The 22,472-nt window shown below is 48.5% G+C and carries 24 protein-coding genes; 1 reads left to right on the top strand and 23 read right to left on the bottom strand.

Features of this window, described 5'->3' with window-relative positions; genetic code table 11:
* Nucleotides 1-155: 155 nt before the first annotated feature.
* Nucleotides 156-797, bottom strand: coding sequence for a hypothetical protein (locus tag HMPREF9389_RS06085; RefSeq protein ID WP_002929435.1), 642 nt, complete (start codon nt 795-797; stop codon nt 156-158).
* 189 nt (nt 798-986) lie between these two features.
* On the opposite strand from HMPREF9389_RS06085, the gene queG reads away from it, so the two are divergent.
* Nucleotides 987-2,129 carry a tRNA epoxyqueuosine(34) reductase QueG gene (gene queG, locus HMPREF9389_RS06090; protein WP_002929433.1) on the top strand — a complete coding sequence of 381 codons (1,143 nt, stop codon included), beginning with the start codon at nt 987-989 and terminating at the stop codon, nt 2,127-2,129.
* A 32-nt stretch (nt 2,130-2,161) separates the two neighbouring features.
* Here queG and HMPREF9389_RS06095 read toward each other — a convergent pair whose 3' ends face one another.
* From HMPREF9389_RS06095 to HMPREF9389_RS06200, 22 genes are all read right to left on the bottom strand, one after another.
* Nucleotides 2,162-2,737 (bottom strand): flavin reductase family protein, encoded by a 576-nt coding sequence (locus HMPREF9389_RS06095; protein ID WP_002901082.1) that lies wholly within the window; start codon nt 2,735-2,737, stop codon nt 2,162-2,164.
* 52 nt (nt 2,738-2,789) lie between these two features.
* Nucleotides 2,790-3,500 carry an ABC transporter ATP-binding protein gene (locus HMPREF9389_RS06100; protein WP_002929428.1) on the bottom strand — a complete coding sequence of 237 codons (711 nt, stop codon included), beginning with the start codon at nt 3,498-3,500 and terminating at the stop codon, nt 2,790-2,792.
* Nucleotides 3,487-4,278 carry an ABC transporter ATP-binding protein gene (locus HMPREF9389_RS06105; protein WP_002929426.1) on the bottom strand — a complete coding sequence of 264 codons (792 nt, stop codon included), beginning with the start codon at nt 4,276-4,278 and terminating at the stop codon, nt 3,487-3,489. The genes HMPREF9389_RS06100 and HMPREF9389_RS06105 overlap by 14 nt, the downstream gene beginning before the upstream one ends.
* Entirely contained in the window at nt 4,266-5,072 is an 807-nt protein-coding gene (locus HMPREF9389_RS06110; RefSeq protein WP_002929419.1) for an ABC transporter permease, read from the bottom strand. Before HMPREF9389_RS06110 ends, HMPREF9389_RS06105 begins: the two co-directional genes overlap by 13 nt.
* Nucleotides 5,065-6,006: an ABC transporter permease gene (locus HMPREF9389_RS06115; protein ID WP_002929414.1), complete on the bottom strand. Its 942-nt coding sequence runs from the start codon at nt 6,004-6,006 to the stop codon at nt 5,065-5,067. The genes HMPREF9389_RS06110 and HMPREF9389_RS06115 overlap by 8 nt, the downstream gene beginning before the upstream one ends.
* A gap of 91 nt (nt 6,007-6,097) precedes the next feature.
* Nucleotides 6,098-7,705 (bottom strand): nickel ABC transporter substrate-binding protein, encoded by a 1,608-nt coding sequence (gene nikA, locus HMPREF9389_RS06120; protein ID WP_002929412.1) that lies wholly within the window; start codon nt 7,703-7,705, stop codon nt 6,098-6,100.
* Between the two features lie 88 nt (nt 7,706-7,793).
* Nucleotides 7,794-8,603 carry an ABC transporter permease gene (locus HMPREF9389_RS06125; protein WP_002929402.1) on the bottom strand — a complete coding sequence of 270 codons (810 nt, stop codon included), beginning with the start codon at nt 8,601-8,603 and terminating at the stop codon, nt 7,794-7,796.
* The gene (locus HMPREF9389_RS06130) at nt 8,596-9,591 is read right to left on the bottom strand and encodes an ABC transporter permease (protein WP_002929399.1); all 996 of its coding nucleotides are present in this window, start codon (nt 9,589-9,591) and stop codon (nt 8,596-8,598) included. Before HMPREF9389_RS06130 ends, HMPREF9389_RS06125 begins: the two co-directional genes overlap by 8 nt.
* A complete protein-coding gene (locus HMPREF9389_RS06135; protein ID WP_032906389.1) occupies nt 9,584-10,567 on the bottom strand; it encodes a M14 family metallopeptidase in 984 nt (327 codons plus the stop codon). The genes HMPREF9389_RS06130 and HMPREF9389_RS06135 overlap by 8 nt, the downstream gene beginning before the upstream one ends.
* Nucleotides 10,557-11,327 carry an ABC transporter ATP-binding protein gene (locus HMPREF9389_RS06140; protein WP_002929392.1) on the bottom strand — a complete coding sequence of 257 codons (771 nt, stop codon included), beginning with the start codon at nt 11,325-11,327 and terminating at the stop codon, nt 10,557-10,559. Before HMPREF9389_RS06140 ends, HMPREF9389_RS06135 begins: the two co-directional genes overlap by 11 nt.
* Nucleotides 11,324-12,106, bottom strand: a complete 783-nt coding sequence (locus HMPREF9389_RS06145; protein WP_002929390.1) for an ABC transporter ATP-binding protein — start codon at nt 12,104-12,106, stop codon at nt 11,324-11,326. Before HMPREF9389_RS06145 ends, HMPREF9389_RS06140 begins: the two co-directional genes overlap by 4 nt.
* 3 nt (nt 12,107-12,109) lie before the next feature.
* Nucleotides 12,110-13,705, bottom strand: coding sequence for an ABC transporter substrate-binding protein (locus HMPREF9389_RS06150; protein WP_002929387.1), 1,596 nt, complete (start codon nt 13,703-13,705; stop codon nt 12,110-12,112).
* A 115-nt stretch (nt 13,706-13,820) separates the two neighbouring features.
* Nucleotides 13,821-14,924: an NADH-dependent flavin oxidoreductase gene (locus HMPREF9389_RS06155; protein WP_002929385.1), complete on the bottom strand. Its 1,104-nt coding sequence runs from the start codon at nt 14,922-14,924 to the stop codon at nt 13,821-13,823.
* A gap of 55 nt (nt 14,925-14,979) precedes the next feature.
* Nucleotides 14,980-15,552 carry a histidine phosphatase family protein gene (locus tag HMPREF9389_RS06160; protein ID WP_002929383.1) on the bottom strand — a complete coding sequence of 191 codons (573 nt, stop codon included), beginning with the start codon at nt 15,550-15,552 and terminating at the stop codon, nt 14,980-14,982.
* Entirely contained in the window at nt 15,549-16,277 is a 729-nt protein-coding gene (gene cobS, locus HMPREF9389_RS06165; RefSeq protein ID WP_002929382.1) for an adenosylcobinamide-GDP ribazoletransferase, read from the bottom strand. The genes HMPREF9389_RS06160 and cobS overlap by 4 nt, the downstream gene beginning before the upstream one ends.
* A complete protein-coding gene (gene cobU, locus HMPREF9389_RS06170) occupies nt 16,274-16,858 on the bottom strand; it encodes a bifunctional adenosylcobinamide kinase/adenosylcobinamide-phosphate guanylyltransferase (protein ID WP_002929367.1) in 585 nt (194 codons plus the stop codon). The genes cobS and cobU overlap by 4 nt, the downstream gene beginning before the upstream one ends.
* Entirely contained in the window at nt 16,851-18,149 is a 1,299-nt protein-coding gene (gene hemL, locus HMPREF9389_RS06175) for a glutamate-1-semialdehyde 2,1-aminomutase (RefSeq protein ID WP_002929365.1), read from the bottom strand. The genes cobU and hemL overlap by 8 nt, the downstream gene beginning before the upstream one ends.
* 43 nt (nt 18,150-18,192) lie before the next feature.
* On the bottom strand, nt 18,193-19,164 hold the full coding sequence (hemB, locus tag HMPREF9389_RS06180; protein WP_002929362.1) for a porphobilinogen synthase: 972 nt from the start codon (nt 19,162-19,164) through the stop codon (nt 18,193-18,195).
* A complete protein-coding gene (locus HMPREF9389_RS06185; protein ID WP_002929359.1) occupies nt 19,151-19,876 on the bottom strand; it encodes a uroporphyrinogen-III synthase in 726 nt (241 codons plus the stop codon). The genes hemB and HMPREF9389_RS06185 overlap by 14 nt, the downstream gene beginning before the upstream one ends.
* Nucleotides 19,861-20,781, bottom strand: coding sequence for a hydroxymethylbilane synthase (gene hemC, locus HMPREF9389_RS06190; RefSeq protein ID WP_002929356.1), 921 nt, complete (start codon nt 20,779-20,781; stop codon nt 19,861-19,863). The genes HMPREF9389_RS06185 and hemC overlap by 16 nt, the downstream gene beginning before the upstream one ends.
* The gene (hemA, locus tag HMPREF9389_RS06195; protein WP_002929353.1) at nt 20,768-22,021 is read right to left on the bottom strand and encodes a glutamyl-tRNA reductase; all 1,254 of its coding nucleotides are present in this window, start codon (nt 22,019-22,021) and stop codon (nt 20,768-20,770) included. Before hemA ends, hemC begins: the two co-directional genes overlap by 14 nt.
* A gap of 15 nt (nt 22,022-22,036) precedes the next feature.
* Nucleotides 22,037-22,468 (bottom strand): precorrin-2 dehydrogenase/sirohydrochlorin ferrochelatase family protein, encoded by a 432-nt coding sequence (locus tag HMPREF9389_RS06200; protein WP_002929352.1) that lies wholly within the window; start codon nt 22,466-22,468, stop codon nt 22,037-22,039.
* Between the last annotated feature and the right edge of the window lie 4 nt (nt 22,469-22,472).

Raw genomic sequence — 22,472 nt, 5'->3', positions numbered from 1 at the left:
TCAATGAAGCGCTTTCAAATTTGTGAAAAAATAAAGGCAGAGAAAAATTATTTCTCTACCTTACTGATTAAAATGCATTTACTCTAATCTTCTCAATCAACGTGTTAGAGGAAACCAAACGTATTCAAGACTAGACAGACAATCCCCCTTCAATTCTACCATTTTTCAGGCACTTGATTTCTCCAGCCTGTGAAAACTTGTGCATAGCCCAGTAGATACAAGGGCGTCAATGCGATACTCAAGCCTACCAAGGCAATAATCATATAGATTCCTGACAGCATAAACAAGCGAGTGATGACTGCTACTCCTGCTGACAGGCAGCACAAAACGATGGCATGAATCTGCAAAATATTAATCTTTTGCTTCTGTTCAAAATATCTCAATTTTGAAACGATCACCATCTGATAGAGCAAATTGATCAGCTGATAAGACAAGCTGAGTATGATAAAAATCATAAAAAATGCCAAGTAGTTCTCACCAAAAAAGATGGAGCCCCAAAAAAGCAATTCAAAATGAAGAAATAGGTAAGAGCTGGTCGGAATGAGCTGCAGGGCTTTGGTATCAAAAAACTTTTGGAAGAGTAAAAAGGCCAGGAACAAAATAAGCGCGTGAACGATAGTAAAATTCATGACCATCATGCTCAGGTGATGCATCTCACCGCGTAAGAAAATAGAAACTATAGATACCAGTGAGATAAAAAATAACTCAATTAAACCAGCCTTATAAAAATCTAAGTTTCTGATTGGATTACAATCCGTAACAAGAACATTCAAAAACTCATAATATCTCTTTTTCATATTATAACTCCCATTTATTAAAAAAATTCCCTAAACTTTGCAGAATTTTCTATAAAAAAGTTCTACATTTCATTATATCATATAGGCTATAGGATTAGGAAGTCTTATAAAATATTGGTATATCTATATAGGAGGCGGCCCTTTCTCAATCATTCGCCAAGTTGGCATTTTTCCGCTATAATAGAAACAATGAACATCAAAGAAGAAATTATTAACTTAGCAAAAGACATTGGGATTTCTAAGATTGGCTTTACGACAGCGGATGATTTTGACTATCTGGAGAAATCGCTGCGCTTGGCTGTAGAAGAAGGGCGAAATTCAGGATTTGAGCACAAGAACATCGAGGAGCGGATCAAGCCTAAACTGAGTCTATCCTCAGCCAAGACCATTATCTCTATCGCAGTCGCCTACCCCCACAAGCTCAAGCAGCAGCCTCAGAAAACGGCCTACAAGCGGGGGAAATTTACCCCCAACAGCTGGGGATTGGACTACCACTATGTCCTGCAAGACAAGCTGGACCGGCTTGCCAAGGGAATCGAAGAGCTGACCGCTGACTTTGAATACAAGGGCATGGTGGACACGGGCGCCTTGGTCGATACTGCTGTAGCCCAGAGAGCAGGAATCGGCTTTATCGGCAAGAACGGCTTGGTCATCTCCAAGGAATTTGGCTCCTATATGTTTCTGGGCGAACTCATCACCAATCTGGACATCGAGCCTGATCAGCCCGTCGACTACGGCTGTGGAGACTGCAACCGCTGTGTAACAGCCTGCCCTACTTCCTGCCTGATTGGCGACGGTACTATGAATGCCAAGCGCTGTCTGTCCTTTCAGACTCAGGACAAGGGCGTCATGGATCTGGAATTTCGCAAGAAGATTAAGACTGTCATCTATGGCTGCGATATCTGCCAAATCTGCTGTCCCTATAATAAAGGCTTGGACAATCCTCTGGCGACAGAAATTGACCCCGACCTTTCTCATCCGGAGCTCCTGCCTTTCTTGGAGCTTTCCAACGGTCAGTTTAAGGAGAAATTCGGTCATGTGGCCGGCAGCTGGCGGGGGAAAAATATCCTGCAGCGCAATGCCATTATCGCTCTGGCAAATGCCAACGACCGCTCTGCCATTCCCAAACTGCTGGAAATTATCGACAAGGGGCAAAATCCGATTCATGTCGCTACAGCTATCTGGGCTCTGAGTCAGCTGGTACGTGAAGTCCATCCAGAGATGGTGGAGCTAGTCATGAGTGTCAAAAATCCGACACCGCAAATCCAAGAAGAGCAAGGCCGTTTCCTAGAGAAATTTGGCCTAGAAGAAAGACTTATAATAAAAAACTAAACCGCTGAGACTTAAATATCTCAGCGGTTTCTTTATTTTTCTTCTTGTTTGCGGATTTCTTTGATAATGGAGCCCATCTTGACTGACTCGTCGCTGAAATAGCGGTAAAGCCGTCCATCGCCGTCTCCCATATAGCTGATAGGAGAAAAGCGGTCGCTGCGGAAAGCGTCATTCTCATCAATCAAATCCTCATCCACCACGCGCCGAGTAACACGGGCGATGACATTGGTCAGGGCACCGCATTCGACCATATCCAGCACCTGACACTCAATGGAAACAGGGCATTGGTCTACCAGCGGAGCATCCACCGTCTCTCCGATTGTGTAGCTAAGACCGGTCAGGGCAAACTTGTCCTTGCGGCTGTTGAAGCCGGCAATTTCAGACTCTTTGGTCAAATCCTTCTCTGGGACATTGACTGTGAATTGCTGGTGCTTAGTAATCTCTGTAATGGCATTCCCCTTGGTACGCATGGCAATAACCATCATGCTGCCCAAGGAATAAACTGAGCTAGAAGTCGAAATATTATAGCCGTGCACATCGTCCTTATAGCCTAAAAAGAAGACTGGAAAGCCGAAGTAAAGTTTTCTCGTTTCAAAAGTACGTTTCATATATGTTCCTTTATTTTTAATTTTAAAATAGATTAGCTAGCTGGGGCATGCATCAACTGAAATGTCCCTTGTCGCCTATCAATTTTTTTGTCACAGGGTGATGAGCCTGAATAGGAAGTTCAAAGTCCTTTATCTCGTCAACGATTTCCCCATCTGCCATGACTAAAATCCGATGGCAGAGAGCGTAGCTCAGCTTGAAGTCATGAGAGATGAAGACATAGGTCAGCTGGTATTTCTCCCACAAATCATATAGGAGGCGTAACAACCTGCCTTGAACAATGGGATCCAGACCGCTCAGAGCCTCATCAAAGATAAGAATATCTGGCTTTAAGAGCAGGCCGCGGGCGATGCAAATCCTCTGGAGCTGACCGCCACTGAGCTGGCGCGCTGGCTGATTCAGATAGCTTTTATCTAGACCGACGTCTTCTAGAATGGCTTCTATCTCTTCTCTAGCCACATCTTTTGGCAGCGCCTCTGTCAAGACCTGCTCGACTGTAAAGTTCGGATTGACTGAGTGAAGCGAGTCCTGAAAAACCAGCAGGATTCTCACCCCAGATTTTTTGACTGAGTAGGGCTGGCCATCCAGCAGGATCTCACCCTGACTGGGCTTTTCTAAACCAAGTAGCAATTTAGCCAGCGTGCTCTTACCACTGCCGCTCTCGCCCATCAGGCCGATCATTTCACCCTTATGGACGGAGAAGTTACAGTCTTTGACAACCATTTTCCCATCGAATTTTTTAAAAACATGTCTACATTCCAGCATCTTGTCTCACCAACCGTTCGTATGGATTTCCTAAGATAAGGTCTTGACTATAGGATTGCGAAGGACTTTCGAGGAGCTTGGACACTGGCCCTTCCTCCATGATAGCCCCCTGATACATGACAAGCATCTTGCCTCCTAGCTCTCGCGCTAAATGATAATCATGGGTCACTGTGATGAGAGTCTTTCCCTTAGCCAGCTGCTCCTTTAAGATGAGAATAATCTGCTCGCGATTGTGGATATCTAGAGCTGAAGTTGGCTCATCCAAAATGATGGTTTCTGGCTCTAGGCAGAGCAAGATAGCCAACATGACCCGCTGCAGCATACCGCCGCTGAGCTCAAAAGGATATTTCTTCAAAAGCTCTTCCGGCTCTCCCAGTCGCACCTCTTTCATGGAAGCTACTGCCTTAGCCAGACAAGCGCTTTTTGAAATCTTGCTATGGCTGCGTAGAGTTTCCCAAAAATGGCTTTGAATGGTCTGAAAGGGATTGAACATAGCCATCGGATTTTGAGACATATAGGCTACTTGACTGCCTCGTAGCTGCTGCCAAGCTTTGAGAGAATTTCGCTCCAAAGCCAGGGATCCGTAGTGAACTTCTCCTTGCATGCTCAAGGATGAAGGCAGCTGACCAATCAATATCTTGGTTAAGAGGGTTTTGCCAGACCCACTTTCCCCGATAATGAGCAGCGACTGCCCTGCCTCCACTTCAAAGCTGATGTTCTGCAGAATGGTCTTTTGCTCGATTTGGGCTGTCAGTTTCTTTACTGCTATTTTTTCCATATCTGTTTCCAGCCTTTCTCTTCAAAGCATTCGGCAAATAGATTAAAGGCGACCACTGTCAGAAAGATAGCTAGTCCAGGCGCCAGCATCATCCAAGTTGCCGTTTGAAAATGGCTTCTAGCATCATGCAGCATCATGCCCCACTCGGTAATGTTGGGCTGGACACCGATTCCCAAGAAGGAAAAGCCAGAAATCATGAGAATGATATTCCCGATATTCATGAGCACAATAATCAAAATGGGCTTGTAGATAAAGGGCAGGATATGGGTTTTGAGGATATGGAACTGGGAGAGTCCCATGGTCTGGGCAGAAATGACATAGGCTTCCTCCTTGGCACTCTTGACCAGATTGGCCGTCACCCGAGCATAGTAGACCCACTCTATGATGACAATGGCTAAAATCATATTGGTCATTCCCTGTCCCAATATCCCAACGGTAGCTAGCGATAGCAGGAAGCTTGGAAAGGCAGAAATAACATTTACAAACCATAAAAAGGTCGCTTCAGCCTTGCCTTGGTACCATCCAATCAGTAAGCCGACTGTCACACCGATGACCACCTCCAGTAGACTGATGGTCAAGGATAAAAAGAGGGAGTAACGAGCCCCATGCAGCAGACGAGACAAGACGTCTCTGCCTAGCTGATCCGTTCCCAGCAGATGAACTGCATCAGGCGGCATTAGTTTATTTGAGATCTCCACATGCTGGGGATCAAAAGAGGATAGATAGGGAGCAAAGAGAGCACAGATGAGGAGGGCCAGTAAAATGACACTTGAAAAAATAAATCGTTTAGACATTGCTCCTCCTTTTTCTGACTCTAGGGTCTATCCAGAGCGGCAACTGCTGGGTTAGAATATTATTTCCCAAGAATAATAGGCCAAATAAAAGCATGCAGCACTGGATGATGGGCAGATCCACAGCCTGCAGCGCATCTACAAAGAGAGAGCCGACACCGTTCCAAGAGAAGACTTCCTCGACAATCAAGGAGCCTGTCAGGAGATAGACCAAGGTCAGACTCAGGCCTGTCGCAATGGCTGGCAGGGAATTTCTCAAGAGATGATTCTTGACTAGGAAGAACTTGCTGACTCCACGCAAGAGGGCATTTTCGACATGGACACTGTTCATCTGCTCAATCACGGCCTTGCGGATCAAAGCGGTATATTGGCCAATCAAAGACATACTAAGGGTCAGACTAGGAAGAATCAAGCTGCTAAGGTCCTGCTTGCCCGAAACTGGCAGCCATCTGAGCTGAACAGCAAAAATCACAATCAGCATGTAGCCTAACCAAAAGCTGGGCATGGAAACGCTGGAAAAGGATAGAAAGCGAGTGACCTTATCAAAGAGAGAACCCTTGTAGACTGCACTAAAAATTCCCAAAGGAATAGACGTAAGCAAAATGAGGGCAAAGGAAGTCAAGCCCAGAGAAAGGGTTGACTGGAAACGCTCCAGCACCAAGGGCAGGACAGGAACCTTTAATAGATAAGATGTCCCAAAATCCCCACGAAGAGCTTTAGTCAGCCAGCCTAGATACTGCTGGGGCCAGGGTTGATTGAGTCCCAGATATTCTCTGGCTTTTTCCAAGGATTGAGGAGTCACTTGAATCTTCGATATTCTTAAATAGTTTTCTGCTTGATCCGCCGAGGACAGCTTGGCCAAGAGAAAGGTCAAGACTGAAATCATCAAGAGGGCAGCAAAGAGAGAAACTATTGTTTTAAATAAATCTTTTTTCATATTTCTTAAAAGAAAAGGGGCGGCTGATAAGCTTTTAACCTTGGCAGCACTACTCCCTTTATATGCAAATTTTTATGTATGAAGTTAGCTTTTATTTTTTCTCAATATAGCGCAGTGGGAAGGCATTTTCTTCTGGAGCAAAGCGCATGCCATCAAGTTCTCCCTTGCGGTAGACAGAAACAACGGATTGGTAAGTGATTGGGATATAGATAGCTTCATCATGGAGCATAGTGAGAACTTTCTTATAACCTTCATCAACTTTTGCTTCGTCTGGTTCGACCAGAGTCGCCTTGATAATTTTATCAATTTCTGGCTTAGATGGCAGAGCTTCTAGGGAAACATTTTCTGGGTGACCATGGTCTGCTGGTGAAGTCAAGGCAGTCATCCAAGCATGCGGATCCCACGGTGCTCCCCAAGAATAAGTCAACATCAGGTCAAAGTTTCCTGTCTTGGCATTTTCCCAGTAGTCATCTTCTTCCATAGCTTTGAGCTGAACATCGATTCCGATTTTCTTCCATTCTCCTTGGAAGTACTCAACCAAGTCCTTGTCTGTCGCCTTAGAAGAAATATAAGGAACATTCAGACTCATTTTCTTGCCATCTTTTTCGCGGATACCGTCAGCTCCTTTCTTCCAGCCTGCTTGATCCAGCATCTTTTCAGCCAGCTCGATATCGTATTCATAGGGAGTCAGATTGGCATCAGAGTGAGGGGTAGACTTAGAGAAGATAGTATCAGCTGGTGTTTCTGTTCCGCGGAAAATGTCTTTCGCGATAGACTTCTTATCAACCGCATGGTTCATCGCCTGACGGACAGTCTTGTCTTTGAAGATTTCTTGCTTGGCATTCAAGAGCATGAGGCGGCTAGACATTGGCTGAGATACGTCTGTCGTGTACTTGTCATCTTTGGCATATTTAGCAAAGTTATCCAGACCGATAACGCCATTTCCATAGATCAAGTCAACATTACCAGACTCAAACTCAAGAGCACGGGTTTGCGGATCTGGAATAATCTTGACAGTCACTTCTTTCAGTTTAGGTTTTTCACCCCAGTAATTTTCGTTACGGGTAAAGGTGATGTACTCGTTTGGCTTCTTGTCTTTAACAACCCATTGACCGGTTCCGATTGGTTTTTTGAGGTTGTCCTTAGTCGTGTCATCTCCGTCAGGGAAGGCAGCATCAGCTACGAAACGGATCGGACGAATCATGGAGAGATCATAGAGTGTCGCGCTGTAGGCTTGTTTGAGTTTAATCTCAAAGGTATGCTCGTCAACAACCCGGTAGCTTTCCAGTTGGTTGGTGAAGTCAAACCAAGTGTGGTTTTTCTTATTTTCCTCTGAAAAGACGGTATCGAAATTCCGTTTGACATTCTCCGCGTTAAAGTCAGAGTCGTCTGAGAATTTTGCCTTTCTCAGCTTGAAGGTATAGGTTTTACCATCTTCGCTGATATCCCAGCTTTCTGCCAAGGCTGGCTCGATTTTACCATTGTCACCGTAGCGGACCAGGCCTTCATAGACCATATCCTGAATGACAAATTGGTCTGGATTGTAGCGGTGAGGGTTGACATCCCCAAAGTCTTCGCCCCAAACCATGGTGAGTTTGTCTTTCTCATTGACCTGTTGGGAAGAGTTTGAGTTTTGCTGGCAGGCTACCAAGAATAAAGGCAGCAAGAGGACAACTAATAAAAATAATTTTTTTCTCATTTTTATTGAATCACTTTCTTGTATTCATATTTTTTTGTTTGCAGTCCCAAGAGATAGGAGCTACAGTTTAGCTGGTGATTTTTGATGATTAACTCATGCGATTGTACTTGCTGTTGAGCGCATCTCCGAACTTGGTGAAGAGGAGAATGGTCAAAATCAGCAAGATACAAGGGAAGACCACAATCCAAGGGGCTTCCTGGATATAAATCCGGCCGTCATTAATCATGGCTCCCCACTCAGGCGACGGCGCCTGAGCTCCTAGTCCGACAAAGCTGAGACCAGCGATTTCCATGATAATGGTGCTGATGTCAAAGCTCATGGTTGTCAGAATCTGAGGAAAAAGGCTGGGGAAATAATAGTTTTTCAGAGTTGTCCAAAAACTATTGCCATACATTTTAGAGGACTGGATATAGGGTTCATTTTTCAGCTGCAGGGTCATAGAGCGCATCAGATAGGCATACTTGGTCCAGGCTGTCAAGCAGATAGCGATGAGGGTTTGCTGGAGGCCGATGCCCAAGATACTGACGATGGCAATGACCAGAATGATGGATGGAAAAGCCTGAAAGGCCGTGATAACCAGCAAGATGAACTGGTCGAATTTCCCGCCGATGAAGGCGCTAGTCACCCCGATAAAGGAGCCCACCGCCGCAATCAGCATTAGAATCATCAGGGCTGGTAGGGCTGTTTCCGCACCTCCGCTTACTGCACGCGCAAAGACAGACCGACCCAGAGCGTCCGTTCCGAACCACTCACTGCTGCTCGGTCCTTGCAGGGCTTGTCCCAGATTGACCTTGGTCAAACTGTCACCCAAGAGACGAGGGGCCAAGGAAGATAGGAGCAGGGCCAGGACGATAAGACCGCCCAAAACCAAGAGTTTTCGATTGATTTTTTTATCCATACGAACCCTCCTTGCTTGCTTTTAGTTTCTTCAGGCGCGGCAGCAGTTTGGGATTTCCCTGAGCCAGTCGGACGCGAGGATTGAGCCAAACCATGAGCAGTTGAAAGACTAAATTTACAGTCAAGACCCCAGCTGTGATAAAGAGGACCGCCCCCTGAACAAGAGGATAATCCCGATTGGCGACGACTCCAATCAGCATCTTACCAACGCCCGGCCAGGAAAAGAGGTGCTCGATAATAGCCACACCGCCTAAGAGCGAGCCCAGAGAAAGGCTGACTAGGGTCAGGAGAAAGGGCAGGACATTGTAAATCACATCGTGCAATAGGATATGTCCTTCTCGAATCCCTCGACCTCGCGCACCTTCGACTTCTGGCGAATGCAGGACTTCTATCAAAGCTGTCCGCAACTGCGGGATATAGCGAGTAGACATAATCATGGCCAGTGTCAGAACTGGCAAGACTAGGCCCAGCTCATTGGCCGTTGCCTGAATGGGAAACCAGTGCAGCTGAACGGAAAAGATCAGAATCAGGATAATGCCCATAACAAAGCTAGGAATGGCATTCAGGAAAGCCAGACCAGCCATCAGGAAGCGGTCAACTGGCTTCCCAGCATGGTAGGACGTGTAGAGAGCTGTCGGCAGGGAAATCCCCAGAGTCGCTAGCAGGGTATAGAAAGCTAGATAGACTGAGTTGGGAAAATAGAAAATCAGCTGCTCCCAGACCGAAGCTCCAGAATTATAGGTCACACCAAAGTCGCCATGGACAATCCTGCCCAGCCAGGCCAGATATTGCTCCATAAAGCTGCCATTCAGGCCCATCTCTGCTCGTTTGATTTCCAACAGTTCCTTGGTATAAGGAATACCCTGAGCGTTGAGGATGCTCTCAGCCGGATCTCCCGGTGCTAGATAAACCAGTAAAAAGGAGATAAAGCTGACGCAGAGCAGGATGAGGACGAATTGCAGAATAGTTTTGATAATAAATTTAATCATGCGCCTCCCTTTCAGATGTCTGGTAGCTTCCAGGCTTCTTGCTAGCTACAGCCAACAGCACTTCGCCTTGGTGGACGACCAAGGTCGCTTTCTGGTAGAGGACCAGACCGTCTTCCTTGGCAGTCACCTTTTCTAAAATATTGCCATAAATATCACAGATTTCGCCGATGACCTGACCAGCCTGTACTGTTTGATTAGGACGGACAAAGCACATCCAGCAGCCCGACCTCTGACAGGTCAGATAGTAGCTGTCATCAAAGATCAGTGGCGCCTGCTTATAATAGGGCATAACCCCTTCAAAAAGATAGCGGGCGACTTGCTTGACTGACTCCTTCATAGCCAATACATCTTCTGGCAGACAGGTACCATTTTCTCCCTGCTCCAGCAGGATGCTAGGCAAACCATAGTCCACCGAGGCAGCGTGATAAAGGTTGCCGCGGTCCTGAGATTGATAGATAATCGGTGTCCCAGAAGCCTGCAGCATCTGATAGGATTTTTCGACCACCTCTGGATTCGCCCGCAGAGAGTAGTAACCATGCGGTGTCAGCAGTTCTTCCCGATTGCCACTATGCAGGTCAATCAAGAAATCACTGACGCTAAAGACCTGGCTCTCAATCACAGACCGAATCTGATAGCTAAGACTGGAAGCTGGCCCTTGGTCTTGAAAGATCCTGTTTAGATTGAGACCGTCCTCAGGTACAAGCGTCGTCTCCCGAGCCCAGAAGCCGCTGACATTGACTGCATGCAGGAGGAGGACAGAGCCTTGAAAGCTAAAGTCCCACTCATGCGCCAAGTCCATCAGCGCCTTGACACCGACATACTCGCAGCCATGGACTGCAGCACTGATGGTCAGCAAGGGCTGGGAGGCCTGTCCTTTAAGCAGAGTGTACTGGATAGCCAGCTCATCCGTGATAGGCAGACTTCCTTGATAGCTGCTGCATGGAGCCATAGAAGCTAGTTGTTGCTTAATCCTCATCTTCATCCTCCCTGTACTGACTGAGCAAGAGCTTGGTATAGTCACTCTTGGGAGCAGAGACGACCTCTCGCATGCTGCCCTTTTCTTGCACGATTCCGTCCTTGAGGACGACCAAATCTTCCGCAAAATTGCTGACCAGAGCGATGTCATGAGAGATGAAGAGAAAGGAGGTCTGCGAGCGCTCCTTGATATCTGCCAGCAGCTGCATGACCTCATACTGAACGGTCACATCCAGAGCACTGGTGATTTCATCGCAGATGAGCACATCGGGATTAATCAGCAGGGCACGGGCAATAGCCGCCCGCTGGCATTCTCCTCCGCTCAGCTGGTGCGGCAGCCGCCGAGCAAGCTCAGGTGTCAGACCAACCGATCTCAGCAAGTCATGGATGGCCTGCTTTCTATCTGACGGCTGCTGATAGAGAGAGAAGTTTCGACAGACCTCTTCTAGGCTCTGCTGAATGCTGCGCTTAGGATGAAAGGTCGACTGGGGCTGCTGGGCGATATACTGGACCCGAGCATAGTAGTCCCTATCCTTGTAGGCAGAGACTGGCTGGCCCAGTAGAGTCAGCTCCCCTTGGTCTGGCTTTAAAAAGCGGCAGATGAGTTTGGCAATGGTACTCTTACCTGAACCTGATTCACCGACCAGACCCAAAGCCTGTCCCTTTTCCAAGCTAATGTCAATATCAAAGACACCGATTCTCCGCTCGCCTATCTGACTGTACTCGTAGGTCAACTGGCGACCGATCAATACTTGATTCATAGCTGCTCCCCTTCTCTAAACTCTGCCAGCTTAGGCACAGCCTTCAGCAATTTCTGGGTATAGGCCTGCTCAGGATGGCGGAGAACTTGATGGGCTGGACCACTTTCGACAATCTGCCCTTCTTTCATGACAACTACTTTTTGCGCTAGATGCTCAGCTACGCTGATATCATGTGTGACAAAGAGAATAGCCATGTTTTCCTCTTGATGAAGCTTGCTCAAGAGATCAAGCAGCTTCATTTTAGACAGGACATCCAGAGCGCTGGTCGGCTCATCAGCCAGCAATAGTTTGGGCCTGCTGGCTAGAGCCAGCGCCACGCCGACTAGCTGCATCATACCACCGCTGAGCTCGAAAGGATACTTATTGACGACTTTTTCAGGCAGCAGTCCCACCATCTCTAGGCATTCTTCCAAGGGGCGGAAATTTGCTGCTTGCTGGCCCTGATTCTTCACCAAGTCCTGATAATGCTTTTTGATCTTACGGCGGTTGTTAAAGCTGAGACTGGCATGCTGGCTAATCCAGGCCACTTCTCGGCCCACAAAAGGCAGATAAATACGGTGGTCCTGGGGCTGAATTTCCTGCCCCTCAAAGGTAATACTGCCCTCTGTTACTGTCAGCCCCCTAAGAGGGAGACCTAGCAGCATCTTGAGCAGGGTAGACTTGCCACTGCCACTCTCGCCCACAATCGAAAGGGACTCCCCCTCAGCAAGAGAGAGGGAGACCCGATCGAGAATGACTTTATCTGCTGACTGCACCAGCAGATCTTTCATTTCCAGCATGTTTTATTCCTTTGAAAGTTTGTTGCTGACGTGATAGTAGTCTGTTGGATGGGATTCCAAACCAGAGACGGACTTGTCCATTACCAGAGCGACCTTGAAGAAGCCGATGATGGTAAAGCCGTAGTCCTTATCCATGATTTCTTGGATTTCCTTGCTGAGCTGATTGCGCTTAGCTGGATCAGTTTCAGTCGCTAACTCTTCGATTTTCTTGTCTGCTTCTGGGTTGCTGTAGTGACCGATATTGGCTGTACCATTGGTCTTAACGGCACTGTTGAAGAAGGCATATGGATCACCGATAGGAGCTGCCACCACCGCGTAAGGTGTGAAGGCATAGTCCTTTTCACTGGCAACGGCACTGACTTCAACTTTCTTAATGGTCGCTTCGATTCCAACTTCCTTGAGCTGTTGTTGGCTTGCTTCTACAGCCAGCGGTATTTCAGGCAGACGGGTAAAGGACAGCAGCTCAATGCTGACTTTTTGACCGTCTTTTTCACGGTAGCCATCGCCGTCAGTATCCTTGTAACCCGCTTCGTCCAAGAGTTTCTTAGCTTTTTCTACGTTAAATTCATGAACGCTCTTTTGCAGGGCAAAGGCGAAACCTGTAGGGAAAGGTCCAACGGCTGGCACAGCTGATCCTTTAAAGAGGGATTCTGAGTAGGTTTTCTTGTCTACCAAGGTATCCAAAGCCTGACGGAACTTATCATCTGCTACATAAGGATTTTCAAAGTTATAGTAATAAGCTAGGTAGCGGGAACCTTCTACCTCAGAGATTTTGTAGTTCTTATCGGAAGCATAGGTACTTAGATTTGCGTAAGGCAGACCATAGACGGCATCCACTTCCTTAGACTTGAGGGCTGCAGAAATAGCTGTCGGATCAGAGAAGTATTTAATCTTCAGATTAGCAACTTTTGGCTTGCCATCCCAGTAGTCATCATAAGCCTTGAGCTCTGCTCCGCTCTCAGGAGTGTACTTGGTCACCATGTAAGGGCCAGTTCCGACAGGAGCCTTGTCAGATGCACTCTTGCCAGTCGTATCGACAATGGCGGAGTATGGCTCTGCCAAGAGATTCGCCATGATAGGTTGCACAGCCTTTGTCTTGATGGTCACGGTTTGACCCTCCGCAGAGATACTGTCAATGCCCATATCTGATGCTGCCCGTTCGCTGGTCTTAATCAAGCGTTCCAGAGAAGCTTTGACCTTTTCACCGGTCATTTTTTCACCATTTTGGAAAGTCACCTTATCCTTGAGGGTAATTTTCCACTCTAGGTCTGAGACTGCTTCGATTTTCTCAGCCAGCCAAGGTTTTACTTCAAGTTTGTCGTCCATCTTAAAGAGGGTTTCTCCCACTCCGTAACGGACCGTGAACCAGCCATTGTATTCCGCTGCTGGATCCACATTTGCTGGAAATTGCGTATAACCGATGGTTACAGTCTTACTGTCTGTCTCACCAGCAGGCTCGCTGGTTTTGCTAGGGTTTACACAGGAGGCTAGGGCTAGGCCTGCCAAGGCTAAAACCATTATTTTTTTTAAATGTTTCATAAAGTATTCAAATTCCTTTTCTATTTTGTAAACTACTTTAAGACGGTCTGTCCTAGTCAAATCTAAATACGCTTCGCTCTCTGTCTAAGGTGGTTCTATGTCCTGAAGATGAGAGAGCAAACGAGTGAAAAACAAATGATTGCTCATTATTTTTCCTCCTTCTGGCTGGTATGTCTTAATCTTTTCCTTCCAGATAGCTTCGGGCATCTTCGACAAAGGCAGTTGGCAGAGCCAAATCAGCCTGCAACTCATCGCGATAAGCTCGGATAACTTCTGCCTCTCGGCCGGAGACAACTTTTTCAGCCCAGTCTGGGTCTAGGAGCAGGGCCTTTCCGAGAGCAAAGAGCGGAATCCCCGCATCCAATACTCGCTGGGCATCCTGCTTGGTCTCTATCTGACCGACACCAATGAGAGGCACTCTATCATTAATTTTTCTGATAATTTTCTGAATCACTGGCTCCGAGTCCTGAGAATCTCTTATAGACGAGCGCCAGACATCTGAGGTCGAAATATGCAGATAGTCCACCTGATGATAGATAAGCTGCTCCAGTAACTGCAGGGTATCATAAAGCTGGATACCTGGCTCTTCAATCTCTTCCGGAGAAAAGCGGTAGCCAATCAGGAAGGGGCGGTCGGCCTCTTCTTTGACTAGTTGCTTGGCTCTTTTCAGCAAGGTCTTTGGAAAGCGCAGGCGGTTGTTAAGGCTGCCGCCCCACTTGTCCTGACGGATATTTGAATGAGGAGAGACAAACTGCTGGATCAGGTAGGTATTGGCGCCATGAAGCTCGACTCCGTCAAAGCCAGCCTGAATCGCCCGTCTGATAGCTGATAGAAAGTCCTCTATCACCTGCTCCACTTCAGCGTTCTTGAGCGCCCTTGGCTCTGCCAGATAGTCGCGCGGAGCCTTGACAGCGCTGGGTGCTACTGGCTGACCGTCAATCAAATCAGGCAGAACCATACGACCACCATGATAGAGCTGGACAATAGCCAGAGCACCTTGATCCTTGATGGCCTTGGCTAGACGGCTAAGCCCCTCAATCTTATCGTCCTCAGCGCCGCTGAAGCTCTCCGCAAAGGACTTGCCTAGAGGATGGACATAGGTACTGCCAGTAATGACCATGCCAACCGACCTCGACCGGCGGGCAAAAAAGTCAATATCTGCCTGAGATACATAGCCACCGGGCTCACTAGCGCAGATGGTCATAGGCGCCAAGACAACGCGATTGCGCATGGTCTGACCATTTTTAAAAGTAAATTTATCCTGAATCTGTGTATTCATCTGGTCACCTCTCTCCCAAGATAAATCCTGTTGTTTGTTTTTAAATAATAAATCCTTAGAGTAAAGTAGCCTGCCAATTCTGGTCGCGCTCTTCCAAGAGCAGCACTCGTCCTTGGGGGACATCAATGTTCCAAAAAACCGCCTTTAGGTCAACCAAATGTTGGTAAATCAGGCGCAGCACTCCCAAATGAGCGACTAGAGCGATTGACTCATCAGTACTATCTAGCAGGCGGTCTGTTGCTGTCCAGACTCTGGTCTGAAAGTCTGCGAAAACTTCTGCCTCAGGAGGCGTGACCTCAAAGGGGGCCTCCAGCCAAGCCTGCCAGACTTCTGGAAACGCCGCTTCAATCTCATCAGCTGTCAAGCCTTCCCATTGCCCAAAGCCTCGCTCGTCAAAATCACTTATCAACTTTATTTGCCTGTCTAGAAAAGCCAGCTGAGCTGTTTCCTGCGTCCGCTTGAGACAACTGGTGTAAATCACATCAACTGGGTGCTCCTGCATCAGTAGCGCCAGCTGCTTGGCATCTTTTTGGCCTTGCCCGTTGATAGAGACATCATGGCTACCGTAGAAACAGCGCCTGCGGTTGTAGTCTGTCTGACCATGCCGCATCAGATACCATCTTTTCATCCTAGCACCACCAATCCTAAGAGATAGAGGAGCTGGGCAATTTCGACATAGGCTCCCAGCGTATCGCCTGTGTGACCGTCAATTTTATTATAAACGAACCGGCGATAGCCGATTGCTCCCAGAAATACCAAACCGTAAGCCAGAAGGCCTCTCCAGCTGAAAACCAGCAGAGATAGGAGCAAAGGTAAAAGCTGGGCAAGCAGGATATGACCAGTCTTGCTGCCGCTGAAGAAATTCCCCGAGCCGCCGCCTTCTCTAGCATAGGTCATCCGGTAAAGCTGTAGGCTCAGACCAGCCTTGCCAATCATGGTCAGACTAGCCACGATAAACCAGCGAGGCTCTGGCAAATAAGGGTAGAGAACCAGCATCAGAGCATAGTAGAGAATGAGCGCCAGAACGCCATTGCTGCCAATCCGACTGTCCTTCATAATCTCTAGCATCCGCTCCTTCTTACGAGAGGAGAAGAGACCGTCTGCCGTATCCGCTAGGGCATCTAAGTGAAAGCCGCCCGTCAGCAGAACATCGAAAGCAAGGGTCAGAACCCAAGCGACCATCCCTGGCAGAACTAGGCTCGTCAGGAAATAAAATCCACCTGAAATCAGCCCCAGCAAGAGGCCAAAGAGGGTCAGAAAAGGAAGCCCCCGTCGCAGATAGGAAATATCCACTGCCTTTGGAATCACAATCCGGCTAAAAAATTGAGTATAGATAATCAATGCCTTTATCATTTCAACTGCTGAGCGAGGCCGCAGATGACTAAATAGGCCTCACTCGCCTCCTTTGCAATCAGTTGGTTGATCTTGCCCTGCACATCACGGAAGAAGCGTCCTAGTCTGGTCTCTGGGACAATACCCAGGCCAACCTCGTCCGTTACAATCCAGCACTCAGCATCAGTCTGACGGATTGCAGATAGGAGCTCTTGCCATTCTTCTTCCAGGAGCTGCAGCAGGAAAGACTGCTCCTGCCGACTGAGAAAATGTTCCTCGGTCAGCTCCAGCTTGTCTGGATAATGCTGGGCAATTAAATCAAAGAGGCGATTGCTGGTCAGAAGGGTGGCACAATCCAGCAGATAAACTGGATGCGATTGCTCTCGCAGCCAGTCTGCCAATCCAGCGTACTGCTCCTGAGTCGTCCAGGAAGCCGGCCGGCGTTCTTGGTGCAGCCGAATCCGCTCCTGCCATTCTGGATCTTCTCCTCGGGGCAGGCCGGTCGCAATATAGCAAACTCGCTCTTGGTCCGCTAGTCGCTCCTCCGCAAATGCCGACTTACCGCTTCTGGCCCCGCCTGTCACTAACACAATCTTAGCCATTTGCTTCTTCTTTCATTTCTTGAAATGCCCGCTCAAAGGCTGCCAAGGTCTGGTCTAAATCCGCTCTAGTATGGGCACTGGACATAAAGTTGGTTTCATACTGAGATGGCGCCAGATAAATGCCCTCTTCCAGCAAGAGACCGTGCAGTCTTGCAAACTGAGCATGGTCAGCCGCCTTAGAATCCTCAAAGTTACGGACTGGCTTCTGACTGAAGAAGAAGCCAAACATGGTCCCTTTTGATACGACTTGCAAATCAATACTGTACTTGTCTGCTAGATTTCGCAAGCCATCACAGAGGTAGCTTGTTTTCTCTTCAATCTCAGCAAAGAGCTCCGGTGTTAGCTGTTTCAGGGTTTCATAACCAGCCGTCATAGCGACTGGATTGCCCGACAAGGTACCAGCCTGGTAGATGCTGCCTAGAGGCGCTACCTGATCCATATAGACGGCCTTGCCGCCAAAGGCTGCGACTGGGAAGCCGCCACCGATAACCTTGCCCAAGCAGACAAGGTCTGGCTCTGTCTGATAGAGGCCGACGGCCCCCTGATAATGAGCTCGGAAACCACTCATGACCTCGTCCACGATGAAGAGAGAGGCGTATTCCTGAGTGAGGGAGCGAATAGTACTGATGAAATCCGCATCCGCGGGTATCAAGCCCATATTGCCAGCAACTGCTTCTAAAATGACACAGGCAATGTCGTCTCCATGCTTTTCAAAGCAAGCCTTGAGAGCATCTGTATCATTGTAAGGCAAGGCCAGAGTTTCTCCAGCTACCTGAGCAATGACTCCAGCAGAATCTGCAATCCCAAAGCTGGCCAAGCCTGAACCAGCCTGAACCAAAAAGGAATCGCTGTGGCCGTGATAGCAGCCGATAAATTTGACAATTTTAGAACGCTTGGTCACCCCACGCGCTACCCGAATGGCGCTCATGGTCGCTTCCGTTCCCGAATTGACCATCCTCATTCTTTCCATGAAAGGCAGACGCTCCTGCACCAGCTGGCCGAGGGCAATCTCTCTGGGGCTCGGAGCACCAAAGCTGGTTCCCTCCCAAATAGCTTCCTCAACTGCCGGCAAAACATCCTTAGGAGCATGTCCCAAAATCATAGGCCCCCAAGACAGGACGTAGTCAATATAGCGGTTACCATCAACATCATGCAAATAGGCTCCGCTGGCTTTTTCGATAAAAAGCGGATGACCGCCCACAGCCTTAAAAGCCCGGACAGGACTATTGACTCCGCCTGGAAAGAGCTTTTGAGCCTCTGCGAAATATTGGTTGGAATGTTCTCTCTTCAAGTTCGTCCTCCTTATCTAGAAAACTGCTGATTTTCCGCAGTCTCTATCCTTCTCTCAGATAGCCAGCCGCATCCTTGGCAAAATAGGTGATAATCAAGTCTGCACCAGCCCGCTTCATACTGGTCAAAGTTTCCATAACAATAGCTTTTTCATTGATCCAGCCCTGCTGAGCGGCTGCCTTAACCATGGCGTATTCTCCACTGACATTATAGGTCACCAGAGGCAGCCGGGTTTCCTGGCGCAGCTCTCTGAGGATATCCAGAAAGGCCAGAGCCGGCTTAACCATGAGAAAGTCTGCTCCCTGCTCCTCATCGCTCTTGGCTTCTCTTAGAGCCTCCAAGCGATTGGCCGGATCCATCTGATAGGTCTTGCGGTCGCCAAAAGCCGGAGCACTCTCACCTGCATCTCGGAAAGGTCCATAAAAGCTAGAGGCAAACTTAATCGCATAGGATATGATGGGAATGTCTTCAAAGCCAGCCGCATCAAGCCCCTGACGGATAGCTGTCACAAAACCGTCCATGGCATTGGAAGGCGCAATGACATCTGCTCCAGCCCTGGCTTGGCTGACAGCGACTTCTGTCAGTCTAGTCAGAGACAGATCATTGTCCACTTCCTCCCCTCGCAAAATACCGCAATGGCCGTGACTGGTAAACTCACAGAGACAGGTGTCTGCAATGACGACCGTCTCAGGGAAATGCTTCTTGATCAGACGGATAGCTCCCTGGACAATGCCATTTTCAGCTGAAGCCTGACTGCCTCTTTCGTCCTTTTCTGACGGAATGCCAAAGACGATAAAAGCCCGAATGCCCAAGTCCACACATTCCTGAACTTCTGGCAGCAAATCCTCGAGGGAGAACTGATAAACTCCCGGCATGGAGGCAACTTCTTGCTTTTCAGTCAAGCCTTCCTTGACAAATAAGGGCTGGATAAAGTCATCCACAGACAGCTTGGTTTCTCGAACCAGCTGCCGCAAACCGCTGCTTCTTCTCAGCCTGCGATGTCTATAAAATTCCATGCTTCTTCTCTTCTTTCTTGATTATTTCCTTTACCATTTCCTCAACAGAAGGACTCTGGGGCTGGTAGTCTACCCTATAGCCGGACCCCTTAACCGCCTGAGCCGTTGTCTGGCCAATGACTGCAATCTGATGGCTGGTCGCTAGATGGGGCTTAATAGCACAAAAACTCTGCCAAGCCGACGGACTGGCAAAGGTCCAAATCACATCCTTCTGGGACAGATAGGTCTCGAGCTGGTCTTGACCAGCAGGATTTGAGGTCGTTTCGTACATAGGCCAAGCCCAGACCTCATGACCTGCTTCTTTTAATTTCTCGGCCAGACTGGGATTGGACAGGCTGCTCTGGGGCAGCAAGATCTTCTGCGTCGGCAGAGCCAAATCCAGCCACTCCTGAATAAAGTCAAGACCATAGTGGCTGCTAGACTCAAAATCACAGGCTCGGCCTAGCTTGTCCAGCGCCTGACTGGTCTGAGGCCCAATGGTCGCAATCTGGTGGTCAGCTTTCAGATAGGAACTGAAAGCCTCCACTGCGACAGCACTGGTAAAAAAGACCCAGTCAGCTTCTGACAGAATTGCTTGGACAGCTTCTGGCAAGGGCAGAGACTGGCAGCGAATGAGAGGGACATGGTGCGTCTCAAATCCAGACTGTCTGATCTTTTCTAGCCAGGCAGAGTCTGGCGCCTGCTCTCTGGTAAAGATTATTTTTTTAACCATGGCATTCCTACTGCTCCCTTATCGGCTAACTGACGCACAGCCTGCTCTGCTAATTCCTGACCATCCTGCCCTTGAAGGCTGACAAAGATGCATTGGCCGTCCTCCTTGGCCAGCATGGCCTCTAGTTGGTAGTTTTGACCGTTTTTCTGGGCAAAAGCAGCGATAGGGAAGGTGCAGTCTGCATTCATCTGAGCCAAAACTGCCCGTTCAACTGCCACTTCAGCAGCTGTCTTCTCATCCTGAACAGCCGCCAAGAGACTCCGTAGCTCCTCATCCTCTTCCCGGCATTCCACCGCCAAAGCTCCCTGAGAAATAGCCGGCAGGCAAAGACTGGTCTCTAAAGGCTGAATGTGAAGACGGCTTTGGTCCAGCCAGCCCAAACGTTTAAGACCGGCCATAGCCAAGACAATTGCATCGTATTCGCCTTCTTCCAGCTTCTTGATGCGGGTATCGATATTGCCCCGAAGTGGCTTGAAAGCCAAATCCGGTCTCTGAGCCTGCAGCTGAACCTGTCGGCGAATGCTGCTGGTTCCTATAAGAGCGCCCTCAGGCAGGTCAGCTAGCGTCTGGCCAGATTGACGGAAAATCAAGCAATCCCGAACATCTTCTCGCTGACTAATCGCACCGAGCGCACAGCCTTCAGCTAGCTTAGCCGGCATGTCCTTGAGACTGTGAACCGCCATATCAATCTCACCAGCCAAGAGAGCCCGCTCAATTTCCTTGACAAAGACTCCCTTGCCGCCAATTTCCTGGAGGCTGACATGGGTCAAGCGATCTCCTTTTGTGGTATAGGGAACGAGGACAAAATCCCGCTCTGGATGGAGCGCCTTGAGCTGGTCCACTAACTGTTGGGTCTGGGTCATGGCCAGCTTACTCTTGCGGGTTCCTACCTTAATGACCTTCATCTTTTCCCCTTTCTCTGTGCAAGCCAAATATCTTGGCAATCAAGGCAATGTCATAGTCTGAATGCTCACCGACTGACAGCTCTTTGAGCTGCAAGATTGGCTCCTTCAAGACTTGGTTGATAATACTCTTCATGTGCTTGGAAATCTGCTTTTGCTCCCGCTCGGTCAAATCCGGAATCTTGCGATTAAGGCTTTCCATGGCCGAAGCTTGAGCTTCCAAAGCCTTATCCCTGATTTCCTGAATCAGAGGAATAATGCCCAACTGCTGACGCCAGTCAGCAAACTTGACCAGCTCCTCATCAATCTCCAAAGCAATCCGACCGGCAATCTCCTGCCGCTCCGCTTTGTATTGCTCCAGTTGATTGGTTAGATTTTCAATATTATAGAGCTTCAGAGACGAGCTCGGATGGCAGGAACGAGGCAGACAGAGGTCAAACACGACCGCATCCGCCTTAAGCATGGAGGGAAAGATAATGTATTCTTCCGTTTTAACAGCTGAAAAGACCACATCCGCATCCGCCAGCACCGCTTCCAATTCATCCCAGCCATGGGCAGATACCCTGTCTTCTGTCAGAAAAGGCTGGGCCTTGCTGACCGTCCGATTGAGCAGCATGACGGATTCGAATGGCCGCTGCAGAGCATACTTGGTCACTAGCTGACCAATCTCTCCCAGACCGATAACAGCTACCTTTTTAGTGCTGCAATCCAGCCCCAGTCGGTCCAATTCTTGGATGGCTGTCAGTCCGATAGAAATGGGGCGATCATTGATTCGATAAACATCGTGCATGCGCTTGGCAAAGGTCAGCGCCTGCTTGAAAGCCTGATTGAGGACAATTCCAGTCGTACCAGCATCTTGTGCTGTCAGGAAAGCCTGCTTGAGCTGGCCCAAGACCTGACTTTCACCGACAATCTTGGATTCCAGGCCGATGGAAACCCGCAGCAGATGCCGCAAGGCCTCATCCCCCTCACGAAAGACTAAATACTCTTCCAGCTCCTTGACAGGAATTTGAAACCAGTCCGCCAAAAAATGCTTGGAATAGTAGCGGCCAGTGTGCAGCTGGTCCACCACCAGATAGAGCTCGGTCCGATTGCAGGTAGACAGGATGATATTTTCCAAGATACTTTTTTCTCTTTTCAGGAGCTTTAGAGCTTTGAGCCCCTCCTGATCTGAAAAATGCGCTTTTTCCAAAATTGTCAGCGGTGTTTCCCGATGGGTCAAACCCACATATAATAGGTGCATGCTTCTTTCTTTCTTTTAAAGTTGGTCTAAAATTGCTTCTATCTTCTTGCGAATCTCCTTGGAACGGCTGGGCGAGAAGCCATTGGTCGAGATCATGACAGATACGTCCTTCTTTCGCGCAATAGCTACATTATAGAAATCAGAAAAGGTCTTGTCGCCCGTATTGTTTACCAGCTGGCTAGGTGCCGCATCCTCCATAATCTGACAGTTAACTTCTGCCTGATCTGTACAGGCAAAGACCAGTTTCGCGCCTTCCAAATCACCTGTCTGGTAGGGTCTAGCTAGCCACTGGATCTCCGCCTGCGGAATATCAGCATGCAGGGTCGGACTGACCACTGTCACAGCAGCCTGCTCAGCCAGCAGGGTCTTAATCTTCCGTGCTGCGACCTTGCCGCCTCCCACTACCACAACTTTCTTCTCTCTGATATTAATCATGACTGGATACATGCTA

Source organism: Streptococcus sanguinis SK355, assembly GCF_000212855.1.
Taxonomy (GTDB): Bacteria; Bacillota; Bacilli; order Lactobacillales; family Streptococcaceae; genus Streptococcus; species Streptococcus sanguinis_A.
This window is presented reverse-complemented; position numbering and strand designations above follow the sequence as displayed.